The 18,827-nt window shown below is 39.8% G+C and carries 13 protein-coding genes; 10 read left to right on the top strand and 3 right to left on the bottom strand.

Annotated features, from left to right (window positions below; all coding sequences use genetic code 11):
- Positions 1 to 298 precede the first annotated feature (298 nt).
- Positions 299 to 1,858 carry a T9SS response regulator signal transducer PorX gene (gene porX / locus ACRD69_RS23420; protein WP_430817579.1) on the bottom strand — a complete coding sequence of 520 codons (1,560 nt, stop codon included), beginning with the start codon at positions 1,856 to 1,858 and terminating at the stop codon, positions 299 to 301.
- 62 nt (positions 1,859 to 1,920) lie between these two features.
- The gene (porW, locus tag ACRD69_RS23415; RefSeq protein ID WP_430817578.1) at positions 1,921 to 5,382 is read right to left on the bottom strand and encodes a type IX secretion system periplasmic lipoprotein PorW/SprE; all 3,462 of its coding nucleotides are present in this window, start codon (positions 5,380 to 5,382) and stop codon (positions 1,921 to 1,923) included.
- A 229-nt stretch (positions 5,383 to 5,611) separates the two neighbouring features.
- Between porW and ACRD69_RS23410 the strand changes: the two genes are divergently transcribed.
- From ACRD69_RS23410 to ACRD69_RS23390, 5 genes are all read left to right on the top strand, one after another.
- Positions 5,612 to 6,961: a sigma-54-dependent transcriptional regulator gene (locus ACRD69_RS23410; protein ID WP_430817577.1), complete on the top strand. Its 1,350-nt coding sequence runs from the start codon at positions 5,612 to 5,614 to the stop codon at positions 6,959 to 6,961.
- A 14-nt stretch (positions 6,962 to 6,975) separates the two neighbouring features.
- On the top strand, positions 6,976 to 7,950 hold the full coding sequence (locus ACRD69_RS23405; RefSeq protein ID WP_430817576.1) for a transglutaminase domain-containing protein: 975 nt from the start codon (positions 6,976 to 6,978) through the stop codon (positions 7,948 to 7,950).
- A gap of 242 nt (positions 7,951 to 8,192) precedes the next feature.
- Positions 8,193 to 10,976, top strand: a complete 2,784-nt coding sequence (gene leuS, locus ACRD69_RS23400) for a leucine--tRNA ligase (protein ID WP_430817575.1) — start codon at positions 8,193 to 8,195, stop codon at positions 10,974 to 10,976.
- Between the two features lie 142 nt (positions 10,977 to 11,118).
- Positions 11,119 to 11,988 (top strand): YitT family protein, encoded by an 870-nt coding sequence (locus ACRD69_RS23395; RefSeq protein WP_430817574.1) that lies wholly within the window; start codon positions 11,119 to 11,121, stop codon positions 11,986 to 11,988.
- 110 nt (positions 11,989 to 12,098) lie between these two features.
- The gene (locus ACRD69_RS23390) at positions 12,099 to 13,385 is read left to right on the top strand and encodes a peptidoglycan DD-metalloendopeptidase family protein (RefSeq protein WP_430817573.1); all 1,287 of its coding nucleotides are present in this window, start codon (positions 12,099 to 12,101) and stop codon (positions 13,383 to 13,385) included.
- 37 nt (positions 13,386 to 13,422) lie between these two features.
- Here the strand turns inward: ACRD69_RS23390 and purN are convergent, their stop codons facing one another.
- Entirely contained in the window at positions 13,423 to 13,989 is a 567-nt protein-coding gene (gene purN / locus ACRD69_RS23385; protein WP_430817572.1) for a phosphoribosylglycinamide formyltransferase, read from the bottom strand.
- 172 nt (positions 13,990 to 14,161) lie between these two features.
- On the opposite strand from purN, the gene ACRD69_RS23380 reads away from it, so the two are divergent.
- From ACRD69_RS23380 to rprY, 5 genes are all read left to right on the top strand, one after another.
- The gene (locus ACRD69_RS23380) at positions 14,162 to 14,398 is read left to right on the top strand and encodes an acyl carrier protein (RefSeq protein WP_200466673.1); all 237 of its coding nucleotides are present in this window, start codon (positions 14,162 to 14,164) and stop codon (positions 14,396 to 14,398) included.
- 28 nt (positions 14,399 to 14,426) lie between these two features.
- Positions 14,427 to 15,674, top strand: a complete 1,248-nt coding sequence (gene fabF, locus ACRD69_RS23375; RefSeq protein ID WP_430817571.1) for a beta-ketoacyl-ACP synthase II — start codon at positions 14,427 to 14,429, stop codon at positions 15,672 to 15,674.
- Positions 15,646 to 16,422, top strand: a complete 777-nt coding sequence (gene rnc, locus ACRD69_RS23370; protein WP_430817580.1) for a ribonuclease III — start codon at positions 15,646 to 15,648, stop codon at positions 16,420 to 16,422. Before fabF ends, rnc begins: the two co-directional genes overlap by 29 nt.
- Positions 16,423 to 16,507: 85 nt before the next feature.
- A complete protein-coding gene (locus tag ACRD69_RS23365; protein ID WP_430817570.1) occupies positions 16,508 to 18,079 on the top strand; it encodes a sensor histidine kinase in 1,572 nt (523 codons plus the stop codon).
- Positions 18,052 to 18,735: a response regulator transcription factor RprY gene (rprY, locus tag ACRD69_RS23360; RefSeq protein WP_200466669.1), complete on the top strand. Its 684-nt coding sequence runs from the start codon at positions 18,052 to 18,054 to the stop codon at positions 18,733 to 18,735. Before ACRD69_RS23365 ends, rprY begins: the two co-directional genes overlap by 28 nt.
- Positions 18,736 to 18,827: the final 92 nt, after the last annotated feature.

Raw genomic sequence — 18,827 nt, 5'->3', positions numbered from 1 at the left:
CCACCTCCCCTCTCCTTCGTCGAGGTACTCCTCCTTGCCAGGAGGAGAGCTGATTTACAGCTTGCAAAACACTATATATGTGAATGTTTGAATCTTTTCGAACACTCGTGGGCATCGCCCCTTGAAAATAATAACAATGTAAATATCAGGCTGAAAGTCTGAAACAAAGTCACTGTTTCAAACCATCAGCCTTAACTTAATGCCATTACCATTGGGGGAACCGGCCGAATGCCTGAGGGGGATTAATTAATTCTAAGTCTGCTTTTTTGTCTAAAAACCTATCGATCTAATGGCCTAACTAACTTTTCCTACCTCTCATTGTAACGCATGGTATGATCATTTCTTCCAGTGAAATGCCGCCATGCTGGAAGGTGTCGCGATAATAGCTGACGTAATGGTTGTAGTTATTGGGATAGGCAAAAAAATCGTTGTTGCAGGCAAAGATATAGGCCGTAGAAACGTTGTATCGCGGTAAGGAGGCTTCTCCCGGCTTCAATATTTCATATACTTCTTTTGATTTATACGAAAGGTTTTTGCCTTGTTTATATCGTAGGTTGGTATTGACGTTTCGATCGCCGATAACCTTAACCGGATTTTGCACTCGTGTGGTACCATGATCTGTTGTCAATACTACTTTAATGTTTTCGTCTTTTAGTCGGTGCAGAAGCTCCTTGAGCGATGAATGATCGAACCATGATTGGGTTAAAGAGCGATAGGCTGCTTCATCACGCGCCAGTTCTTTGATCATCTTCATTTCGGTTCGCGCATGCGATAGCATGTCAACGAAGTTAAACACGACTGCATTTAAATCGTTGTTGAGTAATATGTGTAATTCATCCAGCAGGTTTTTGCCTGCATCACTGTCAGAGATCTTACGATAGGCATAGCTGTGTTTCAGGCGAAATCGCTCCAGTAGAGTCCCCAATAGTTCGCCTTCGTATTTATTTTTGCCCTCTTCGCTATCATCATCCACCCAGTATTGAGGGAACATTTCTTTGATCTGTGATGGCATCAGACCTGAGAATATTGAGTTCCGGGCATATTGAGTAGCAGTTGGTAGTATACTGTAATAGGGATTATCGTCTTCTACGAGGTAGTCGGCGGCAATGACTTTTTTTAATACCTCCCACTGATCGTACCTGAAGTTATCGATGACGATAAAAAACACTTTTTCCCCCTTGTTTAGCAGAGGCAATACCTTTTCTTTAACCAGGTTATTGGACATTAACGGAGCTTCATCCTGCTTATTGAGCCAATTGAGGTAGTTCTTCTTGACAAACTTGGTAAAGGTCTGAGTTGCTTCGTTTTTCTGCATGCCCAGTACTTCATCCATTGTGCCGTCGCCCTGTTCCAGTTCCAGTTCCCAGTATATTAGCTTTTTGTAGATGTCGACCCAGTCATTGTGTGTAAATGAATCGTTTATTTGCAATGCAATTTGACCAAATTGTGATTGGTAGCCCGAAGTAGTCGTTTTAGTAACCAGGTCTTTTTTATCAAGATGCTTTTTAATGGAGAGCAATATCTGTCGTGGGTTGACGGGCTTAATAAGATAATCGGCGATTTGATTGCCAATAGCCTGATCCATGATATCCTCCTCTTCACTTTTGGTTATCATGATAACCGGTACTTCAGAGCGCAGCTCTTTTAACTGAGAAAGTGTTTCCAGACCAGTTATGCCCGGCATGTTTTCATCCAGAAAGATAAGATCATAAAAAGTAGATTTTACCAATTCCAATGCATCGTAGCCATTGGTGGCAGTTTCAACCTCATAGCCTTTTTCTTTCAGGAAAAGAATGTGTGCTTTCAGGTGTTCTATTTCATCATCGACCCATAGTATTTTAATTCCACTTTCATTCATAAGCTATCTTCTTTAATGCAGAGGCATAGTTTAGCAAAAACTACACCATACTAACAAAGCTACTAATAATTCGTTTTGAAGAAAGTGTCATATGCATCAATGTCAACCGTCTCATTCAGCTTTTTCAGATTACTTTCTGAAATTGGCCAGATATAGTGTTCCTTGCGCAGGATATCACGTGTCAGATATGGATATTTTTCCATGCCTTTGATATAGGCCCTGGCTTCTTCGGCATTACTGAATCCGTCAACCTGAACCATTCGATAATCTGTTCCAAGTTCAAGTAAACTCACCTTTTTATCGGTGCCAAAGTTGTTTCGGGTATATGAAGCGAAGTTCCTTTGAAGTTTATTGTAATCAATGCGGGTTTTTCTGACGATGATTAGAACGCTGTGTTTTTCATCTGGTAAACTGCTGTATATTGATACAGGCTCTGCTTGAGCCGGGGCAACACTTTCTTGAATATCTTCCGCATCACTGGCGGTTGTTTCGGCTTCGGATTCTTTAGCAGGAGGCGTTATCGCGGCAACCTCACTCTCCAGTGATGTTTCTTGTTTTTTGCTTACTGCTTCTTCTGTTTTTTCGCTAGCTTCCTGAGCTTGTATTTCTTCAGACTTATTTTCTGCCTGCTCAATTGATTCTTCAGTTGCCGTTTGAGTGTTTGTATTCGTTGATCGGGCTTCTTCTTCGGCCGTTTCTTGTTGAAGTGCCGCAGTATCGCTCGTGTTTAGCTCCTCGCTTGCAGGTTCTTCCTTAAGCATTACTTTTTCCAACTCTTTTTGGTCGGCGTGTTGCAGGTAATACTTCTCAAAGAACTCAATGTAATCTTTTACCAGGCCTGAGAGATAGAATTTACTAGTATTGCTTTCTGATAAGCAAACAATGTTATTTGTTACGCGCTTAAATCCAAAGAAGTGTGGGTTTTCGCGGAGACCGTAGAAATAATCCATTACTTCAACCCTGTTGGAGAAGCCCGATACCGTTAAGGCAACAGAGCCATCGAGCAGTCGTTTTTCCTGAATTTCGAAGTCGTGTAACAGGTAGCGTGAAAAGTTGTAATCAGCGACATTGTATACGGCACGGTTAATGTTTTCAGTGGCGATACCCATTACAATAAGCTCATAGGGCTCCACTTCAACATATACAAAGCCGGCGGTTTGTTCAGGCGCCTCAATGCCATCGTCAGATTGTGTCTGGCTTTGAGAGGTAATACCTGGCGATGCAGAGAAAAGTGTTCCCTGCACAGGTGCTTTGCCTTCATTCAGGTGTTTTAGTAGCGCCTCTGCCAGTATGGCCTCTTCGCTATCATTGTCGTTGTTGATTATGGTATTAAGGTCAGATTTAAATGCTTCAACATCACCTTTTTTACCGTATGATAAACCGCGTAGCAAATGATATTTGTTGGTGAGCTTACTATCTACACCTGATTCGGCTATGGCTTTGTCACTGCCGGCAATCACAATGTCGAAACGTCCAAAGAGGAAATCTTCATACGTGTCTTCATAAGCCTTTGATTCCTGCTCTTTCTTTTCCTGAATTTTATTGAAGAAATCGGGATCATTAAGATAAGCCACAAAACGATGGTCAGGAAACTCCTGTTCAATACGCTTTTTAGTGGCCAGCATACCTGCGTTGTCATCATTTAAACGGTAGGCATTATATAAGGCAATAAGCGCTTCGTCACGCGATTCTGCTTGAGGGTAGCGGCTTAACAGATCTTCTAAGGCTTCAATGGACTTAGGGTAGTTCTCCAGGCGATCCATAAAAACAAGACCTTGTTCAAGAAGAGCTTCTTCAATTTTTTCATCTGAAGCTTTACGTTTTTCATCGCTTAAAGGTATATCTGCCAGTAATTGCTCGCGGCTTGGTATGGCTACGTTTGTTGTGGTGGTTGATTCCTCACTTTGTTCCTTTTTTTCATCATCTTTACCCTGATTGGCAAAAGGGTCGTCAGGTAAGGCAAACGGATCGTCTGCAGCCTGCTGTTCGACATCAACCTTACTCTTGTCTTTACGTCGCCAGTTATCTTCCAGTTTTCGTTTTCCCCATCGCTTTTCAAATTCCAGTTTTCCCATGCCCATGGAATTCTGATTGTAGAAGTACCATTTGCCGCTTTGGCCGGTTGCATCCCTCATGTTTGAAGTCTGGTAAAAGAAAGCATCACTCATGCTTTCCTCTTGCTGCATTTTCTCAAGGCGCTTTTGTTCGGCCTCTTTTTTGGCGATGATATCATCCAGGTAGGCATAAAGAACCGGTTCACTCATATCGGCCAGGCGTTGCAAGCTGTCTTCACGCTGTACTGTCAGCAAGTGATCGATCAAACCGCTTAAGCCATAATGGCGTTCTTTTAATTCTTCAATTTGTTCATAGTCTTCATCAATGGATACAAGGGCACTGTCGTAGTAAAAGTAAGCATTGGCATAATCCATGCGTCCGTAATAGATCTCGCCAGCTTCACGATAGGATAAACCCTTTTGGTTTTCGTTGTCAACGCTGGCGCTAACAGACTTTTTGAAGTTACGTAAAGCTTCCTGTTCCAGGTTTTCCTGTAAGGCTACTTTACCAAATGCAAAATAGATGCGGTCGAGATAATCTTTATTCTTTTTGTCTTTGCGCAGCTTGTGCAATTGTTTTTTTACTTCGTCAATGTCGGCATTGGCATAGATAATTGACGCCTGATTAACCTTGGCATTAAAAGTCATTTCATAGTTGGTGCTGGCCTTTGCCACATAGCCAAATGATTCTGCTGCTTCCTCGCGCTGGTTGTTCATCAAATACAACTGTCCGAGTATGTATGAATAACGCAGTCTTTTGTGTTTACTTTTCTCGTCAGATAAAGCGTTTTGCAGGTATGGAATAGCTTCAATGTATTTTTCCTGAACCAATAATAAGTTGGCGTAGGTTGCCATGTAGTCTGAATAAAATTCAGTAGGAGCATTACCGCCCAGGTCGTAGCTTTCAAGAGCAGCCATAGCTCCAATATAATCGCCTCTGTCAGTGTAAGCGCGTGCCTGCCATATTAAAGCCTCGTACATTGATTCAGAGTTGGGGAAATCACGAATTACCTGCTGAAGTGTTCGTATGGCCAAAGACTGTTCGTGTTTGTAAACCTGTGCCTTACCCATTAATACATAAGCATCATCAACCCAGGCGTTGAATTCTTTTTTACTGTAGAATTCGGCTGCATATTGATTGTTTCTGGATCGCTTTTTAGGTTTGGCTGTTATAGAATGCTTTTTGATCAGCTTTTGTCCTTTCTCTATGGCCCGGTCCATATCACCACTTGCAACACTTGCAGCATCCGGATCTGATGCTTCAAAGACAGGAAGAATATTGGAATAATCGTTTTGGTAGCTCTCAATAATGGCTTTGTCACCATTGTTGAATGCTTCTCTGCCATTAAAATACACATTGTAATAGGCAGTCAGGTTATGGTAATTACGGCTTAGCCATGTGTTTTTCTTGGTGCTGCAGCCCAATAGAGACACAAGGATAAGTATAATGCTGATCTTTCTAAGAATCATGAATTCTTTTCGACTTTAGGTATTTAAGATGCAAAACTTCAACAGTTTCTAAACATTCAAAAATAATAGCTTTTACTTAAGTAATAACTTTTTAACTTAATAAACTCTTATTTGGCAAAAATATTTCATTAATCGTCAAAAATAGCCCATAAGAGCCAAAACAATTTTTAAATTTACGAAATATGAAGCTCAGGCACTCATGCCTTGGGATAGAAGAACAGGACTGGATATGAGAATTAGCATAATTGAGGACGACAGGGTTTTTAATAAATTAATTGAGCATACCTTAAAGCTCAATCCTGATTATGAGGTAAGTACTTATTTCAACGGTAAGGACTTTATTAAGAATCTGGGTGATAATCCGGATGTGGTCACACTCGATTTAGGCTTGCCTGATTATACCGGGAATGAGATCCTGAAAAAGATAAAAAAGTTTAATCCTGAGATTGACGTCATCATTATCTCCGGGCAGGACGATATTTCAACAGCTGTTCAATTGTTGAAAGAAGGCGCCTACGATTACATTACCAAGGATGAGAATATCAAAGACCGGCTGCTTCACGCGATTAACAACATCAAGACCAATAAATCGCTAAGAAATGAAATAACCCAGTTAAAAACAGAGATTGGGAATAAGTATGACTATAAGAATGCGATCATAGGCGACAGTCCTGCTATTAAAGCGGTTTATGCTTTAATCGATAAAGCGGTCAATGTACCAAATATTAATGTGTCGGTATACGGTGAAACAGGAACAGGTAAGGAGTTAATAGCTAAAACCATTCATTATAATTCGCCACGTAAGGATAAAGCTTTTATTGCGGTCAATATGGGAGCCATTCCCCGTGAATTAATAGAAAGTGAATTATTTGGTCATGAAAAAGGGGCTTTTACGGGCGCCATCAATACCAAGAAAGGAAAATTTGAGGAGGCTGATGGAGGCACGGTCTTTCTGGATGAGATTGGCGAGATGGATTTTAACCTGCAGGTTAAATTGCTGCGGGTATTACAAGAACGTGAAATTACCCGCGTTGGAGGTAATGCGGTCATTAAAATAAATACGCGTATAATAACAGCTACCAATAAAGATCTTGCCGAAGAGTCACGCAAAGGTAATTTCCGTGAGGATTTGTACTATCGTTTGTTAGGTTTACCCATTCATCTGCCGGCACTAAAAGATCGTAATAAAGATGTTTTATTGTTGAGTAATTTCTTTTTAAAAACGTTTTGCAAGGAGAATGGTCTTAAGAAAATTGATTTAACACCACGCGCCAAAAAGAAATTGCTGGGATATAACTTCCCTGGTAATGTACGTGAATTAAAGGCAGTAGTCGAGTTGGGGGCTGTATTGACCAATAATAATATCATAGATGAAGAGCATGTTGTTTTTAGTTCGACACAGGGTGAGATGGAAATGTTTGGTCGCGAAATGACACTGAAAGAATACACCGAATCCATTATTCGTCACTTCTTGAAAAAATACAATAATAATGTGCTAAAGGTGGCAGCTAAATTGGATATTGGTAAATCTACCATCTATAATCTGATCAAAAGAGATAAGGAAGCGGAGTTGAATTAATAAGGTTGGTGATCATGATGAAGGAATTGTTACTTGGTTTGTTTCTGATGACAGGTCAATTTATACTGGCCCAGATTGATCAGGAAGTAATCGACAAGGTAGATACCTATCCATCTTCCTTCAGTCTGTATGAAACCCTAAGTGAACGTATCATCACTGATTTTGAGAACGATTATGACCGGGCCGCTGCAATTTATACCTGGATGGCAATGCATATAAAGTATGATGCCAAGGCTCTTTTTTCTGGCCAGGTTCAGCGTGTTGCACATTTTTCATACAGAAACGAAGCAGAGAAATATCAAAAGGAGAAAGCGCTCAGAGATGAATTGGCAAGGAGTACCTTAAAAAAGAAGAAAGCGGTTTGCCAGGGCTATGCAGAGTTATATCGTTTGCTTTGCCAGGCCTGTGGAATAGAATGTGAGGTCATAAGCGGATATTCACGAAGCCATTTGAATGATATTGGTAAGGTACGCTCTGAACCGGATCATGCCTGGAATGCCATTCGTATAGACGATGAGTGGTCCTTTGTTGACGCAACATGGGGAGCAGGGCATGTTGATTACAAAACAAGGAAGTTTGTGCCTGCTTTTACTACCGCCTTTTATGCGGTAGAGCCTGCCATTTTCACTTATAATCACTTTCCTGAAGAGCAGGAGTGGAATTTCACTGAACTGACATTAAAAGACTTTTCGCAACAGCCGCTTTTCTATCATACATTCTTTAAGAAGGATATAGAATTATTGTCTCCAATGAATGGGGTGTTAAAGAAGACCAGTAAGCAAAGGATCATCATTAAGTTTAAAACGACCAGAGATAGAAAGCATGTTTTTCATTATGCGTTTCATGGCATGAAATATATGAAGGATGCTGATGTGCAAAGGAATGGTGATGTAATTACCTTATTAATTGATGCGGAAGGTCATCGCTCAGGTTATCTGGATATTATTATTGATGATGAAACGGTAATGACATATAAGTTAAGGCTATGATAATGAATGTTACTTCGATATTATTTTCCCCGCCAATATAAGGATTACTTTGACTAATATTAATAATGTCAGTATCCGGGTTAGGTTGGGCCTGTTGGAGCATCAATAAATGAATATTTCCAAAATGATATTTTTCATGAGCCATTGTCCGATATCCTTTTAATAAGTTTTACTAATTTCGCACTTTGAAAAAGTGAATAGAAAAGTATTGTGTGCAAGGCGCACGAAGTCAATCTTATATCATGGAATACAATTTTAAAGAGTTAGAACAAAAGTGGCAAAAGCACTGGAGCGATAACAAAGTTTACAAAGTGGAGGTGGACAACAGTCGTCCGAAATACTATGTGTTAGATATGTTCCCTTATCCATCGGGAGCTGGTTTGCACGTAGGTCACCCACTCGGTTACATAGCTTCAGATATATACAGCCGCTACAAGCGTTTAAACGGATTCAACGTATTGCACCCTATGGGCTACGATGCCTATGGTTTACCGGCTGAGCAGTATGCCATCCAAACAGGACAGCATCCGGCTATTACTACAGAAAATAACCTGAACCGTTACCGCGAACAACTCGATAAAATTGGTTTTTGCTATGATTGGGACCGTGAGGTGAAGACCTGTGATCCAAAGTATTACCACTGGACGCAATGGGCCTTCATTCAAATGTTTAACCATTACTACTGTAATCAGGCAAAGCAGGCGCGCCCGATTACCGAGTTGATTGAGGTGTTTGCGAAAAGCGGTACTAAAGGATTGGATCTGGCTTGTAGCGAGGAGTTAAGTTTTAGCGCAGAAGAGTGGCAGGCTAAAGATGAGAAAGAGCAACAATCGATTTTACTAAACTACCGTTTGGCTTACCTGGCTGATACAATGGTGAACTGGTGTCCTGCTTTAGGTACTGTGTTGGCCAACGATGAGGTGAAGGAGGGGTTGTCTGTTAGGGGAGGTCACCCTGTTGAGCAGAAAGTAATGCGTCAGTGGTCATTGCGCGTGTCAGCCTATGCCGATCGTTTATTGACCGGATTGGATAATGTAGACTGGAGTGATTCGTTAAAAGAAATACAACGCAACTGGATTGGTCGTTCGGAAGGCGCAGAAATGACCTTTAAAGCCAAAGATTCAGATGTGGAGATGGAAATCTTTACCACACGTGCCGATACGGTATATGGTGTTACCTTTATGGTTTTGGCGCCGGAAAGTGAGTTGGTGGACCAGCTAACAACACCAGAGCAGCGTGCTGCTGTTGATGCATATATTGTTGAAACAAAGAAACGAACCGAGCGTGAGCGTATGGCTGAGGTTAAAAAGGTAACCGGAGTATTTTCAGGTGCCTATGCCATCAATCCGTTAACCAATGAGGAAATACCGGTTTGGATCAGTGATTATGTATTGGCAGGCTACGGAACCGGTGCTATTATGGCTGTGCCTGCGCATGATTCGCGTGATTTTGCGTTTGCCAGGCATTTTAACCTGCCAATCCGCCAGGTGGTAATCCCCGTGGGAGCTGAAGAAACAGATCCTGCGACCTGGGATGATTCAATTGACTCTAAGGAAGGTACCATGGTTAATTCAGGTATCATCGATGGCTTGGATGTAAAGGATGCCATTGCTAAAACCAAAGAATACATAGCGGAAAAAGGTATTGGTAAAGTGAAGGTGAATTATCGTTTACGCGATGCTATTTTTAGCCGCCAACGATACTGGGGTGAGCCATTTCCAGTGTACTACAAGGATGATATGCCTTACATGCTGGATGACTCAAAGTTACCTTTGGAATTGCCTGAAATTGACAAATACCTGCCAACGGAGCAGGGAGAGCCACCATTGGGACGTGCCAAAGGTTGGGAAACAGAAGAAGGATATCCACTGGAATTAAATACCATGCCAGGGTTTGCCGGTTCGTCGGCCTATTACCTGCGCTATATGGATCCTAAAAATGATAATGCACTGGTAGGTAAAGAAGCTAATGAGTACTGGCAGGATGTTGACTTGTACATTGGAGGTACGGAGCATGCCACAGGTCACCTGATTTATTCACGTTTCTGGAATAAGTTCTTGTTCGATATCGGAGAAGTGATAAAAGATGAGCCATACAAAAAGCTGATCAACCAGGGAATGATCCAGGGGCGATCTAACTTTGTGTATCGTAAAAAAGGAACCAATACATTTGTTTCTTACAATTTGCGCAAAGAACATGATGTGCAGCCAATTCACGTTGATGTTAATATCGTTCGTAATGATGAATTGGATATGGAGGCATTCAAAAAGTGGAGTCCTGATTACGCCAATGCCGAGTTTATACTGGAAGATGGCAAATACATTTGTGGTTGGGCTGTTGAAAAGATGTCCAAATCAATGTATAACGTAGTGAATCCTGATACTATAATTGCAGATTATGGTGCGGATACTTTGCGTTTATATGAAATGTTCTTAGGGCCATTGGAGCAGTCAAAACCATGGGATACAAATGGGATTGACGGAGTACATAAGTTCCTTCGTAAAACATGGCGTTTATTCTATAAGGATGATGTGTTCAGTGTTAGCGATGAGAAAGCAAGTCCTGATGAATTAAAAGCCTTGCACCGTACAATAAAGAAGATTACTGAAGATGTTGAGCGTTTCTCTTTCAATACTTGCGTAAGTGCATTTATGATCTGTGTGAATGAACTGAATGATTTAAAATGTAACAAACGTGAGATACTAGAGCCTTTATTAGCATTGCTGGCACCTTTTGCACCACATATGTGTGAAGAGTTGTGGCATAGTCTTGGTAATGACACTACGATTTGTGATGCGCAGTGGCCCCAATTGAATGAGAGTTACCTGGTCGAGTCTTCGGTTACCTATCCGGTTTCATTTAATGGAAAAATGCGCTTTAAGATCGATCTGCCGGCTGATATGAGCAATGCCGATATTGAGAAGTCGGTGATGGAACATGATTCAGCTGCCAAATGGTTAGAAGGTAAAACTGTTCGAAAAGTTATTATCGTACCTAAGAAGATTATTAATATTGTGGTAGGCTAATATCTGTTTGGAGTATAAAATACACTTTAATATAAAGCCTGCAAGATATTTTTCTTGTAGGCTTTTTTTGAGTGTTAAACATATTCATATTAGATCAAAGTTGTAATTAGGTTATATTGTCTGAAGAGTAAATTATAAAAGCATGCAAAACAAAACAGCCATATTGAAAGAGCTACGGAGCTATGTAATGCTAACCATTGGTTTGGCTATTGGTACCTTAGGCTGGACAGCTTTCTTAATACCAGCCAAGATAGTTGGTGGAGGATTAACCGGTATAGCCACCATTATTTATTTTATTGCAGGCTGGGATGTGGGCTTAACAACCCTGGTCATCAACATTGGCTTAATACTGTTAGCCATACGAATACTTGGAGCATCCTTTGGTATTAAAACCATTTATTGTGTTTTAGTATTTTCAGGTCTTTTAAGCGTGCTGCGCCCCATGTTTATTGAGCCTGTTGTTTCAGAGGTGATGATGAATGCTATTATTGGAGGCATCCTTGGGGGGCTTGGTGCAGGTATTGTATTTGTTAATGGAGGCAGTACCGGGGGGATTGATATTGTTGCCATGATTATTAATAAGTATAAGAATATAAGCCTTGGTCGATTGCTTCTGGGTATGGATGTATTGATCATTTCATCTTCATTTTTTCTGGTCCAGTCCTCTTCCATTGAAACGGTAGTTTATGGTTTTATGACCATGGCTATATTGGCTTATACTGTGGATATGGTTATTTCGGGTAATAAACAAACGGTTCAGTTCTTTATTATCTCCAGCAAGCCTGAGGAGTTGCGAAAGTCAGTCATATTCGAAGCAGAGAGAGGTCTTACCATTCTCCATGGAAAAGGGGGCTATTCTGGGGAAGATCGTCAGGTACTGATGGTTATAGCTCGTAAAAATGAAACACAGGAAATATTTAAAGTGGTAAAGCAAATAGATCCTGACGCTTTTATTACTGTAGGTACTGTGATGGGTGTTTATGGGCAGGGTTTTGATAAGATAAAGATCTAGTATCATTTTTTTACTAAATGATTATGAGGCGTGGAGTAATAAACTTGCTCTTGTTGCCTGAAAAACTAATCAACTATTATTAACTTGCATGCACTTCAAAACAAATTCTAATGATCAAAAAGAAACTAATAGTTGCCGTTGTTGTGGCAATACTTGTAATACCTGCCATTTATTTCGCCATTCACAGGTATAAGCATCCGGTATCACCAGTAACGGAAGAAACCCTTGATTCGCTAAGTGTGATTGAGATTCCTGAGCCTGAATTATTATATGGACTTCCGGTTGATTCATTTGCCATTGAGGAAAGCACCATCAAGCGTAACCAGTTTCTTGCAGATGTGTTTTTGAAGGCAGGTGTAGACTATCCAACTATTAATACCATTGTTGAGAAAACAAAACCGGTATTTGACGTTAGAAAGATCAAGGTTGGTAATCGTTATACCTTATTTTACAGTCAGGATACACTTAAGCAGTTAAATCATTTTGTTTATGCGATTGACAATACCGATTATATGGTGGTTTCATTGACTGACTCGATACATGTGTATCGTGATGTAAAAGAAACACGTATTGTCCCCAAAACCGCTACCGGTGTCATTAACTCCTCCTTATGGGTTACCATGACGGAGCATGATATTAATCCTTTGCTAGCCATTGAATTATCGGAAATATTTGCCTGGACAGTTGATTTTTTCGGTATTGAGAAAGGTGATAATTTCAAGGTATATTACGATGAGCAATACGTTGACAGTGTGAGTATTGGTATTGGTAAAATCCATTCAGCGGTGTTTAATCACAGGGGGAGGGATTATTACGCTTTTAGTTATGCTGAAGATAGTGTTGAGCACTTTTTTGATGAGCAGGGACAAAGCTTGCGTAAGGCATTTTTGAAAGCGCCGCTAAAGTTTTCAAGAATCAGCAGTCGTTTTTCTCATAGTCGTTTGCATCCCGTGCTAAAGATACGTCGTCCGCACCATGGCATTGATTATGCCGCTCCTACCGGTACACCGGTTTATGCACTGGGTGATGGACGTGTTATCGCACGTGCCTACCAGAAGCGGGGAGGCGGTAATTATATAAAGATAAAACACAATAGTGTCTATACAACAGTTTATATGCACTTACATGGTTTTGCAAAAGGCATATCAAAAGGAACTCATGTTAAGCAAGGTCAGTTAATCGGTTATGTAGGTTCAACAGGATTATCAACAGGCCCTCACCTTGATTTCAGGGTGTATAAAAACGGCAAGCCGGTTGATCCATTGAAAATTGATGCCCCACCGGTTAATCCGGTTAAGGAAGAAAATATGCCTGCCTTTACGATGTTTATAGAGCCTTTAAAACATCAATTGGACTCTTTGCAGTTGCCGGTGAAAGAAATTACTAAGGAAAATTAATACAGATATAAAAAAAGGAGCTCTTAAGCTCCTTTTTTTATGCCTTTAAGATTTCTTTTATTGCCAAGGGGAAATATTCATATTCCAATGCATGTACTTTTGAAGCTACGTCTTCGGGCGTATCGTTTGAGTCTAAAGTACATTTCTCTTGCCGAATGATATTGCCGTCATCGTATTTTTCATTGACATAATGAATGGTTATGCCTGATTCTTTTTCCTTATTTGCGACTACGGCCTCGTGAACATGGTGGCCGAACATGCCTTTACCTCCATATTTAGGTAGTAAAGCCGGATGTATATTAATTATCTTATTAGGAAAAGCCTGAACATAAGCTGGTGGCACAAGCCATAAAAAGCCTGCCAGTACGATTAAGTCAGGTTGAATGGTCTGAATATCGTTTAAAACAGACAGATTTTCACGAAACTCTTTTCGACCGAATATACTACAAGGAATGCTGAGATTCTTGCAACGCTCAATAACATAGGCGTTTGCGTTGTTTGTGTAAACCTTGCTGATTTCGACCTTTGTGTTTTCTTTAAAATATTTAACAATGTTTTCTACATTTGATCCAGAACCGGATGCAAACAGAACTATCTTTTTCATTTTCTTATATTTGCGAGCTTTAAAAAAAGCAAAAAACTGTGACAAAAATAGGCAAAAATGACCATGAAATGTCATTTTCTTTACACGAAGTTTGAATTATTATCCACAAATGTATTTCTTTGCAAAGTTGTTTAAGAACATTTTTTAGTATTAATTTAAAAATCTTAGAGCTATGTCAGACGTTGCATCAAGAGTAAAAGCAATTATCGTAGACAAATTAGGAGTTGACGAGACTGAAGTTACTCCAGAAGCAAGCTTCACTAATGACTTAGGAGCTGACTCACTTGACACTGTAGAGTTAATTATGGAATTCGAAAAAGAATTCAACATTGCTATTCCAGACGATCAGGCTGAGAACATCGGTACTGTAGGTGACGCTGTTGCTTACATCGAAGAAAACGCAAAGTAAGAAAGAGTAGGATACGTTAAGAGTAGTTATGGAGTTAAAAAGAGTAGTTGTTACGGGGCTTGGTGCCATTACCCCATTAGGTAAGACCGTTGAAGAAACATGGACGAACCTGGTAAATGGAGTAAGTGGTGCTGCACCTATTACTCAATTTGACGCCTCTAAATTCAAAACGCAATTTGCGTGCGAGGTTAAAGACTATGATCCGAAAGAGTATTTTGATCGTAAAGAAGTGCGCAAGCTCGATCTTTACGCTCAATATGCTATGATTGCTGCTGATCAGGCTGTGGCCGATGCCAAGCTTGATGCTGAAGATATCGACAACAATGAAGTTGGAGTTATCTGGGGAGCAGGAATCGGCGGTATCAAGACTTTCCTTGATGAAGTTACAGGATTTGCAAAGGGGGACGGAACACCACGTTTAAGTCCTTTCTTTATTCCGAAAATGATTGCTGATATTGCTCCCGGACATATTTCGATGAAATATGGTTTCCGCGGACCAAATTTTGGTACTGTTTCGGCCTGTGCTTCTTCAACTAACGCAATTGGCGATGCCTATAACTTAATTCGTTTAGGTAAAGCGAAAGCATTTGTAACAGGAGGTTCGGAAGCTGCAATTAATGAAGCCGGAGTCGGTGGATTTAATGCTATGCAAGCTTTGTCAACCCGTAATGATGATCCAAAAACCGCATCTCGTCCTTTCGATAAGGAACGCGATGGTTTTGTGATGGGAGAAGGTGGTGCTTCTATTATTCTTGAAGAATATGAGCACGCCAAGGCTCGTGGTGCCAAGATCTACTGTGAAATAGTAGGTGCTGGTATGACAGCTGATGCACATCACTTAACTGCGCCTCATCCAGAGGGACTTGGAGCAAAGAGGGTTATGGAAAATGCCTTAAAGGACAATAATATTGATCCATCTGAAGTAGATTATATCAATGTACACGGTACATCTACTCCTCTTGGTGATATAGCTGAAACCAAAGCTATTAAAGAAGTATTTGGTGAGCAGGCCTATAAGCTGAACATCAGTTCAACAAAATCCATGACAGGACACTTGCTTGGAGCAGCCGGGGCTGTTGAGTCAATGGCTTGTATCCTTGCCATTAAGAACGGTATTGTACCTCCTACCATTAACCACTTTGTAGACGATCCGGAATTAGACAATGCGCTTAATTTCACTTTCGAAAAAGCGCAGGAACGTACTGTTAAAGTGGCATTATCCAATACATTTGGATTTGGTGGTCACAATGCATCTGTGGTATTTAAAGCATTGTAGAAAAGCTGTGATTAAACCGCTTTTGCACATTATAAAACTTTTCTCTCTGCGGAGGGAAAAGTTTTATAGTTTTATAAAAAAGACAACGGGATTAACACCCGGTGATATTTCCATTTACAAACAAGCTTTTATCCATAAATCAGCCATGATTAAAGGAAAGGATAAACGCTTTATTAACAATGAGCGCCTGGAGTATTTGGGAGATGCTATGTTGGGTGCGATTGTGGCCAATGAGTTATATAATCGTTTCCCAAACAAGAACGAAGGTTTTTTAACAAAAACACGTTCGAGGATCGTGAACCGCTCATTGCTCAATGATATTGCCCTTAAGATGGGAATGGGGAAATGGGTAAATGCCCAGTCCAAAATTGATATTTCACAAACAAGTATTCTAGGCGATGCTTTAGAGGCTTTGATCGGCGCTGTATATGTAGATAAGGGTTATCAGGTTTGTGAAAAATTTGTGATCGATAAGATCGTTCATCAATATATTGATTTGAAATTAGTGGCCAGAAAGGATAGTAATTACAAATCTCTTTTGATTGAATGGGGGCAGAAACACAAGAAAAGTGTTCATTTTATCACCGAAGAAAAGCATATTTCAGAAGGTGCAGCACCAACTTTTATAGCCAGGGCAGCAATAGAAGGTGAAGTGATCGGGCAGGGAGAAGGTTTCTCCAAAAAAGAAGCTCAGCAAAATGCCGCCAGGAATACACTTAAAGAACTACACAATAAAGAGACGAATTAGGTGATTAACATGTTGTTACTAAAAAGTGCTGTTAATTAATGTTAATTAGCAAGGATAATCATCTTAGCCTGTTATTTTTGCTTTTATGAGTAAAAAATTCATTCTTGGGCTCACCATCATTATGGCCATTGCACTGGTTGGGATAACCTATATTCAAGCCATGTGGATTCTAAATGCTTCTAAGATTGAAGAAAAGCAATTTGATCAGGCAGTAAGTTCAGCCCTTGATAAAGTAATTGTTCGTTTAGAGAAAGACGAAGATATTCGTCTGGCCCGGGTTTCAAAGTTTAATAACAAAGCCGGTAATGTTCCAGCCAGGTTAAGAAACGAGAATAAGTACTTTAAAGGTAAAGAGCAACAGGCAGGTGACAGTATACAATTCAGCTTCAATGTTGCGGCTGGTGTTTATAGTTTTTCCCAATACAGTCAGGACTCCCTTGTAACCACCTTTAAGGGGCGAACAAGCTATGTTAATATAGAACCCACTGATCCATGGACTGATGCTATGACAGCTATCCAGAATGATATGCTTAATCGCTACAATAAGCAGCGTCAGGCTGAGGTGAAGTCATTGATTCAGGATGAACCGATTGAGAACAGAATTGATATATTTCGATTGGAGCAGTACATTTTCGAAATGCTCGAAGAAAAGGGTGTTGTTTCACCTTTTGAGTTTGCTGTTATAAATTCCAAGACACAATTTGTTCATCAAACAAAGAATTACCAGGATAAAGATCCTGATGAGTTGTATACAAAGCTTTTGTTTCCGAATGACTATCATAAACAGGCCAATTACCTGAAGGTTCTATTTACAGAAAAGCCTAATCCTATTTTGGAATCTATGGGGCTGGTTATTCCTTCGGCAGCATTTACCTTAATTGTCATATTATTGTCAATTGTAACAATTATTATTATTGTTCGTCAAAAGCGACTTGACCAGATAAAGAATGACTTTATCAATAATATGACACACGAGTTTAAGACACCTATCTCAACGATATCTTTGGCTTCACAAATGTTGAAAGATGGTTCTGTAGCAAAAACACCCAAAACACTTCAGCATATATCCGGCGTTATACAGGATGAGAGCAAGAGACTGAGTTTTCAAGTGGAGAAGGTATTGCAAATGGCAATATTTGAGAAAGGTAAGTCCGGCCTGAAAATGAAGAAACTCGATGTAAATGATCTGATTCATCATGTTACCAACAACTTCAGGATTAAAGTTGAAAATCAGCAAGGAAAGATAATTGAGCGTTTAGAGGCAAAAAATAGCATTATTACAGTAGATGAAGTGCATTTTACAAATGTTATTTATAACTTGCTTGACAATGCCGTTAAATACAGGAAGGGGGCTCCTGTTCTTTACGTCAAAACATGGAATAAGAACAATGGAATAGTCATTTCTGTTAAAGATAATGGTATGGGGATATCAAAGGATAACCTTAAAAGAATATTTGAAAAGTTTTATCGCGTTCCGACAGGAAATGTTCATAATGTCAAAGGTTTTGGTTTAGGATTGGCCTATGTAAAAAAGATTATCGATGACCATGGTGGCCAGATTTCTGTTGAAAGCGAAATTGAAGTTGGCACAAAATTTGACATTTTCCTACCTCTAAAAAACACAAAAGAATGGAAAAAGAGTATAAAATCCTCCTAACCGAAGATGATGAAAATCTAGGTATGTTGCTTCGTGAATATTTAGAAGCAAAAGGTCTAAAAACTGATTTAATGCCTGATGGCGAAGAAGGTTATAAGGCTTTCATGGCAAATAAATATGACATCTGCATCCTTGATGTAATGATGCCTAAAAAAGATGGATTTTCATTAGCTAAGGATATCCGAATGGTGAATACTGAGGTACCAATCATCTTTTTAACGGCAAAATCTTTGAAAGAAGATATTTTCCAGGGATTTAAAATAGGTGCCGACGATTATCTTACAAAACCATTCAGTATGGAAGAGTTATTGTTCCGTATTGAAGCGATTTTACGTCGAACAAAAGGAGGTAATGCAGCTCAGGAATTTTACCAGTTGGGCAAGTATAAGTTCGATACCCAGAAGCAACAGTTGATAGAAGGTGATAACACCATTAAGCTGACTACCAAAGAGTCAGAATTATTAAAGTTGCTTTGTACAAATGCCAATAAGGTGTTGGAACGTAACTTTGCCTTAAAAACGATCTGGGTTGATGATAACTACTTTAACGCACGAAGTATGGATGTATACATCACGAAGTTGCGTAAGCATCTTAAGGATGAACCAAGTGTTGAAATTATTAACGTACACGGAAAAGGGTATAAGTTAGTGATGTAATGACATAAAGATATTTAGAAAGCCGTTTAGCCTTAAGTTAAACGGCTTTTTTTGTCTTTCTACTTTTCTTAATTTCGAAGAATAAAATTGAC

It is taken from the genome of Carboxylicivirga agarovorans (assembly GCF_050589845.1).
In the GTDB taxonomy this organism is placed as follows: Bacteria; Bacteroidota; Bacteroidia; order Bacteroidales; family Marinilabiliaceae; genus Carboxylicivirga; species Carboxylicivirga agarovorans.
Note: the sequence above shows the minus strand (reverse complement) of the source record. Positions and strands in the feature narration are given on the sequence as shown.

Coding starts and splice junctions, on each gene's coding strand:
- porX (WP_430817579.1), bottom strand. CDS start 1,858: ATGAATGAAAGTGGAATTAAAATACTATGGGTCGATGATGAAATAGAA.
- porW (WP_430817578.1), bottom strand. CDS start 5,382: ATGATTCTTAGAAAGATCAGCATTATACTTATCCTTGTGTCTCTATTG.
- ACRD69_RS23410 (WP_430817577.1), top strand. CDS start 5,612: ATGAGAATTAGCATAATTGAGGACGACAGGGTTTTTAATAAATTAATT.
- ACRD69_RS23405 (WP_430817576.1), top strand. CDS start 6,976: ATGATGAAGGAATTGTTACTTGGTTTGTTTCTGATGACAGGTCAATTT.
- leuS (WP_430817575.1), top strand. CDS start 8,193: ATGGAATACAATTTTAAAGAGTTAGAACAAAAGTGGCAAAAGCACTGG.
- ACRD69_RS23395 (WP_430817574.1), top strand. CDS start 11,119: ATGCAAAACAAAACAGCCATATTGAAAGAGCTACGGAGCTATGTAATG.
- ACRD69_RS23390 (WP_430817573.1), top strand. CDS start 12,099: ATGATCAAAAAGAAACTAATAGTTGCCGTTGTTGTGGCAATACTTGTA.
- purN (WP_430817572.1), bottom strand. CDS start 13,989: ATGAAAAAGATAGTTCTGTTTGCATCCGGTTCTGGATCAAATGTAGAA.
- ACRD69_RS23380 (WP_200466673.1), top strand. CDS start 14,162: ATGTCAGACGTTGCATCAAGAGTAAAAGCAATTATCGTAGACAAATTA.
- fabF (WP_430817571.1), top strand. CDS start 14,427: ATGGAGTTAAAAAGAGTAGTTGTTACGGGGCTTGGTGCCATTACCCCA.
- rnc (WP_430817580.1), top strand. CDS start 15,646: ATGCATCTGTGGTATTTAAAGCATTGTAGAAAAGCTGTGATTAAACCG.
- ACRD69_RS23365 (WP_430817570.1), top strand. CDS start 16,508: ATGAGTAAAAAATTCATTCTTGGGCTCACCATCATTATGGCCATTGCA.
- rprY (WP_200466669.1), top strand. CDS start 18,052: ATGGAAAAAGAGTATAAAATCCTCCTAACCGAAGATGATGAAAATCTA.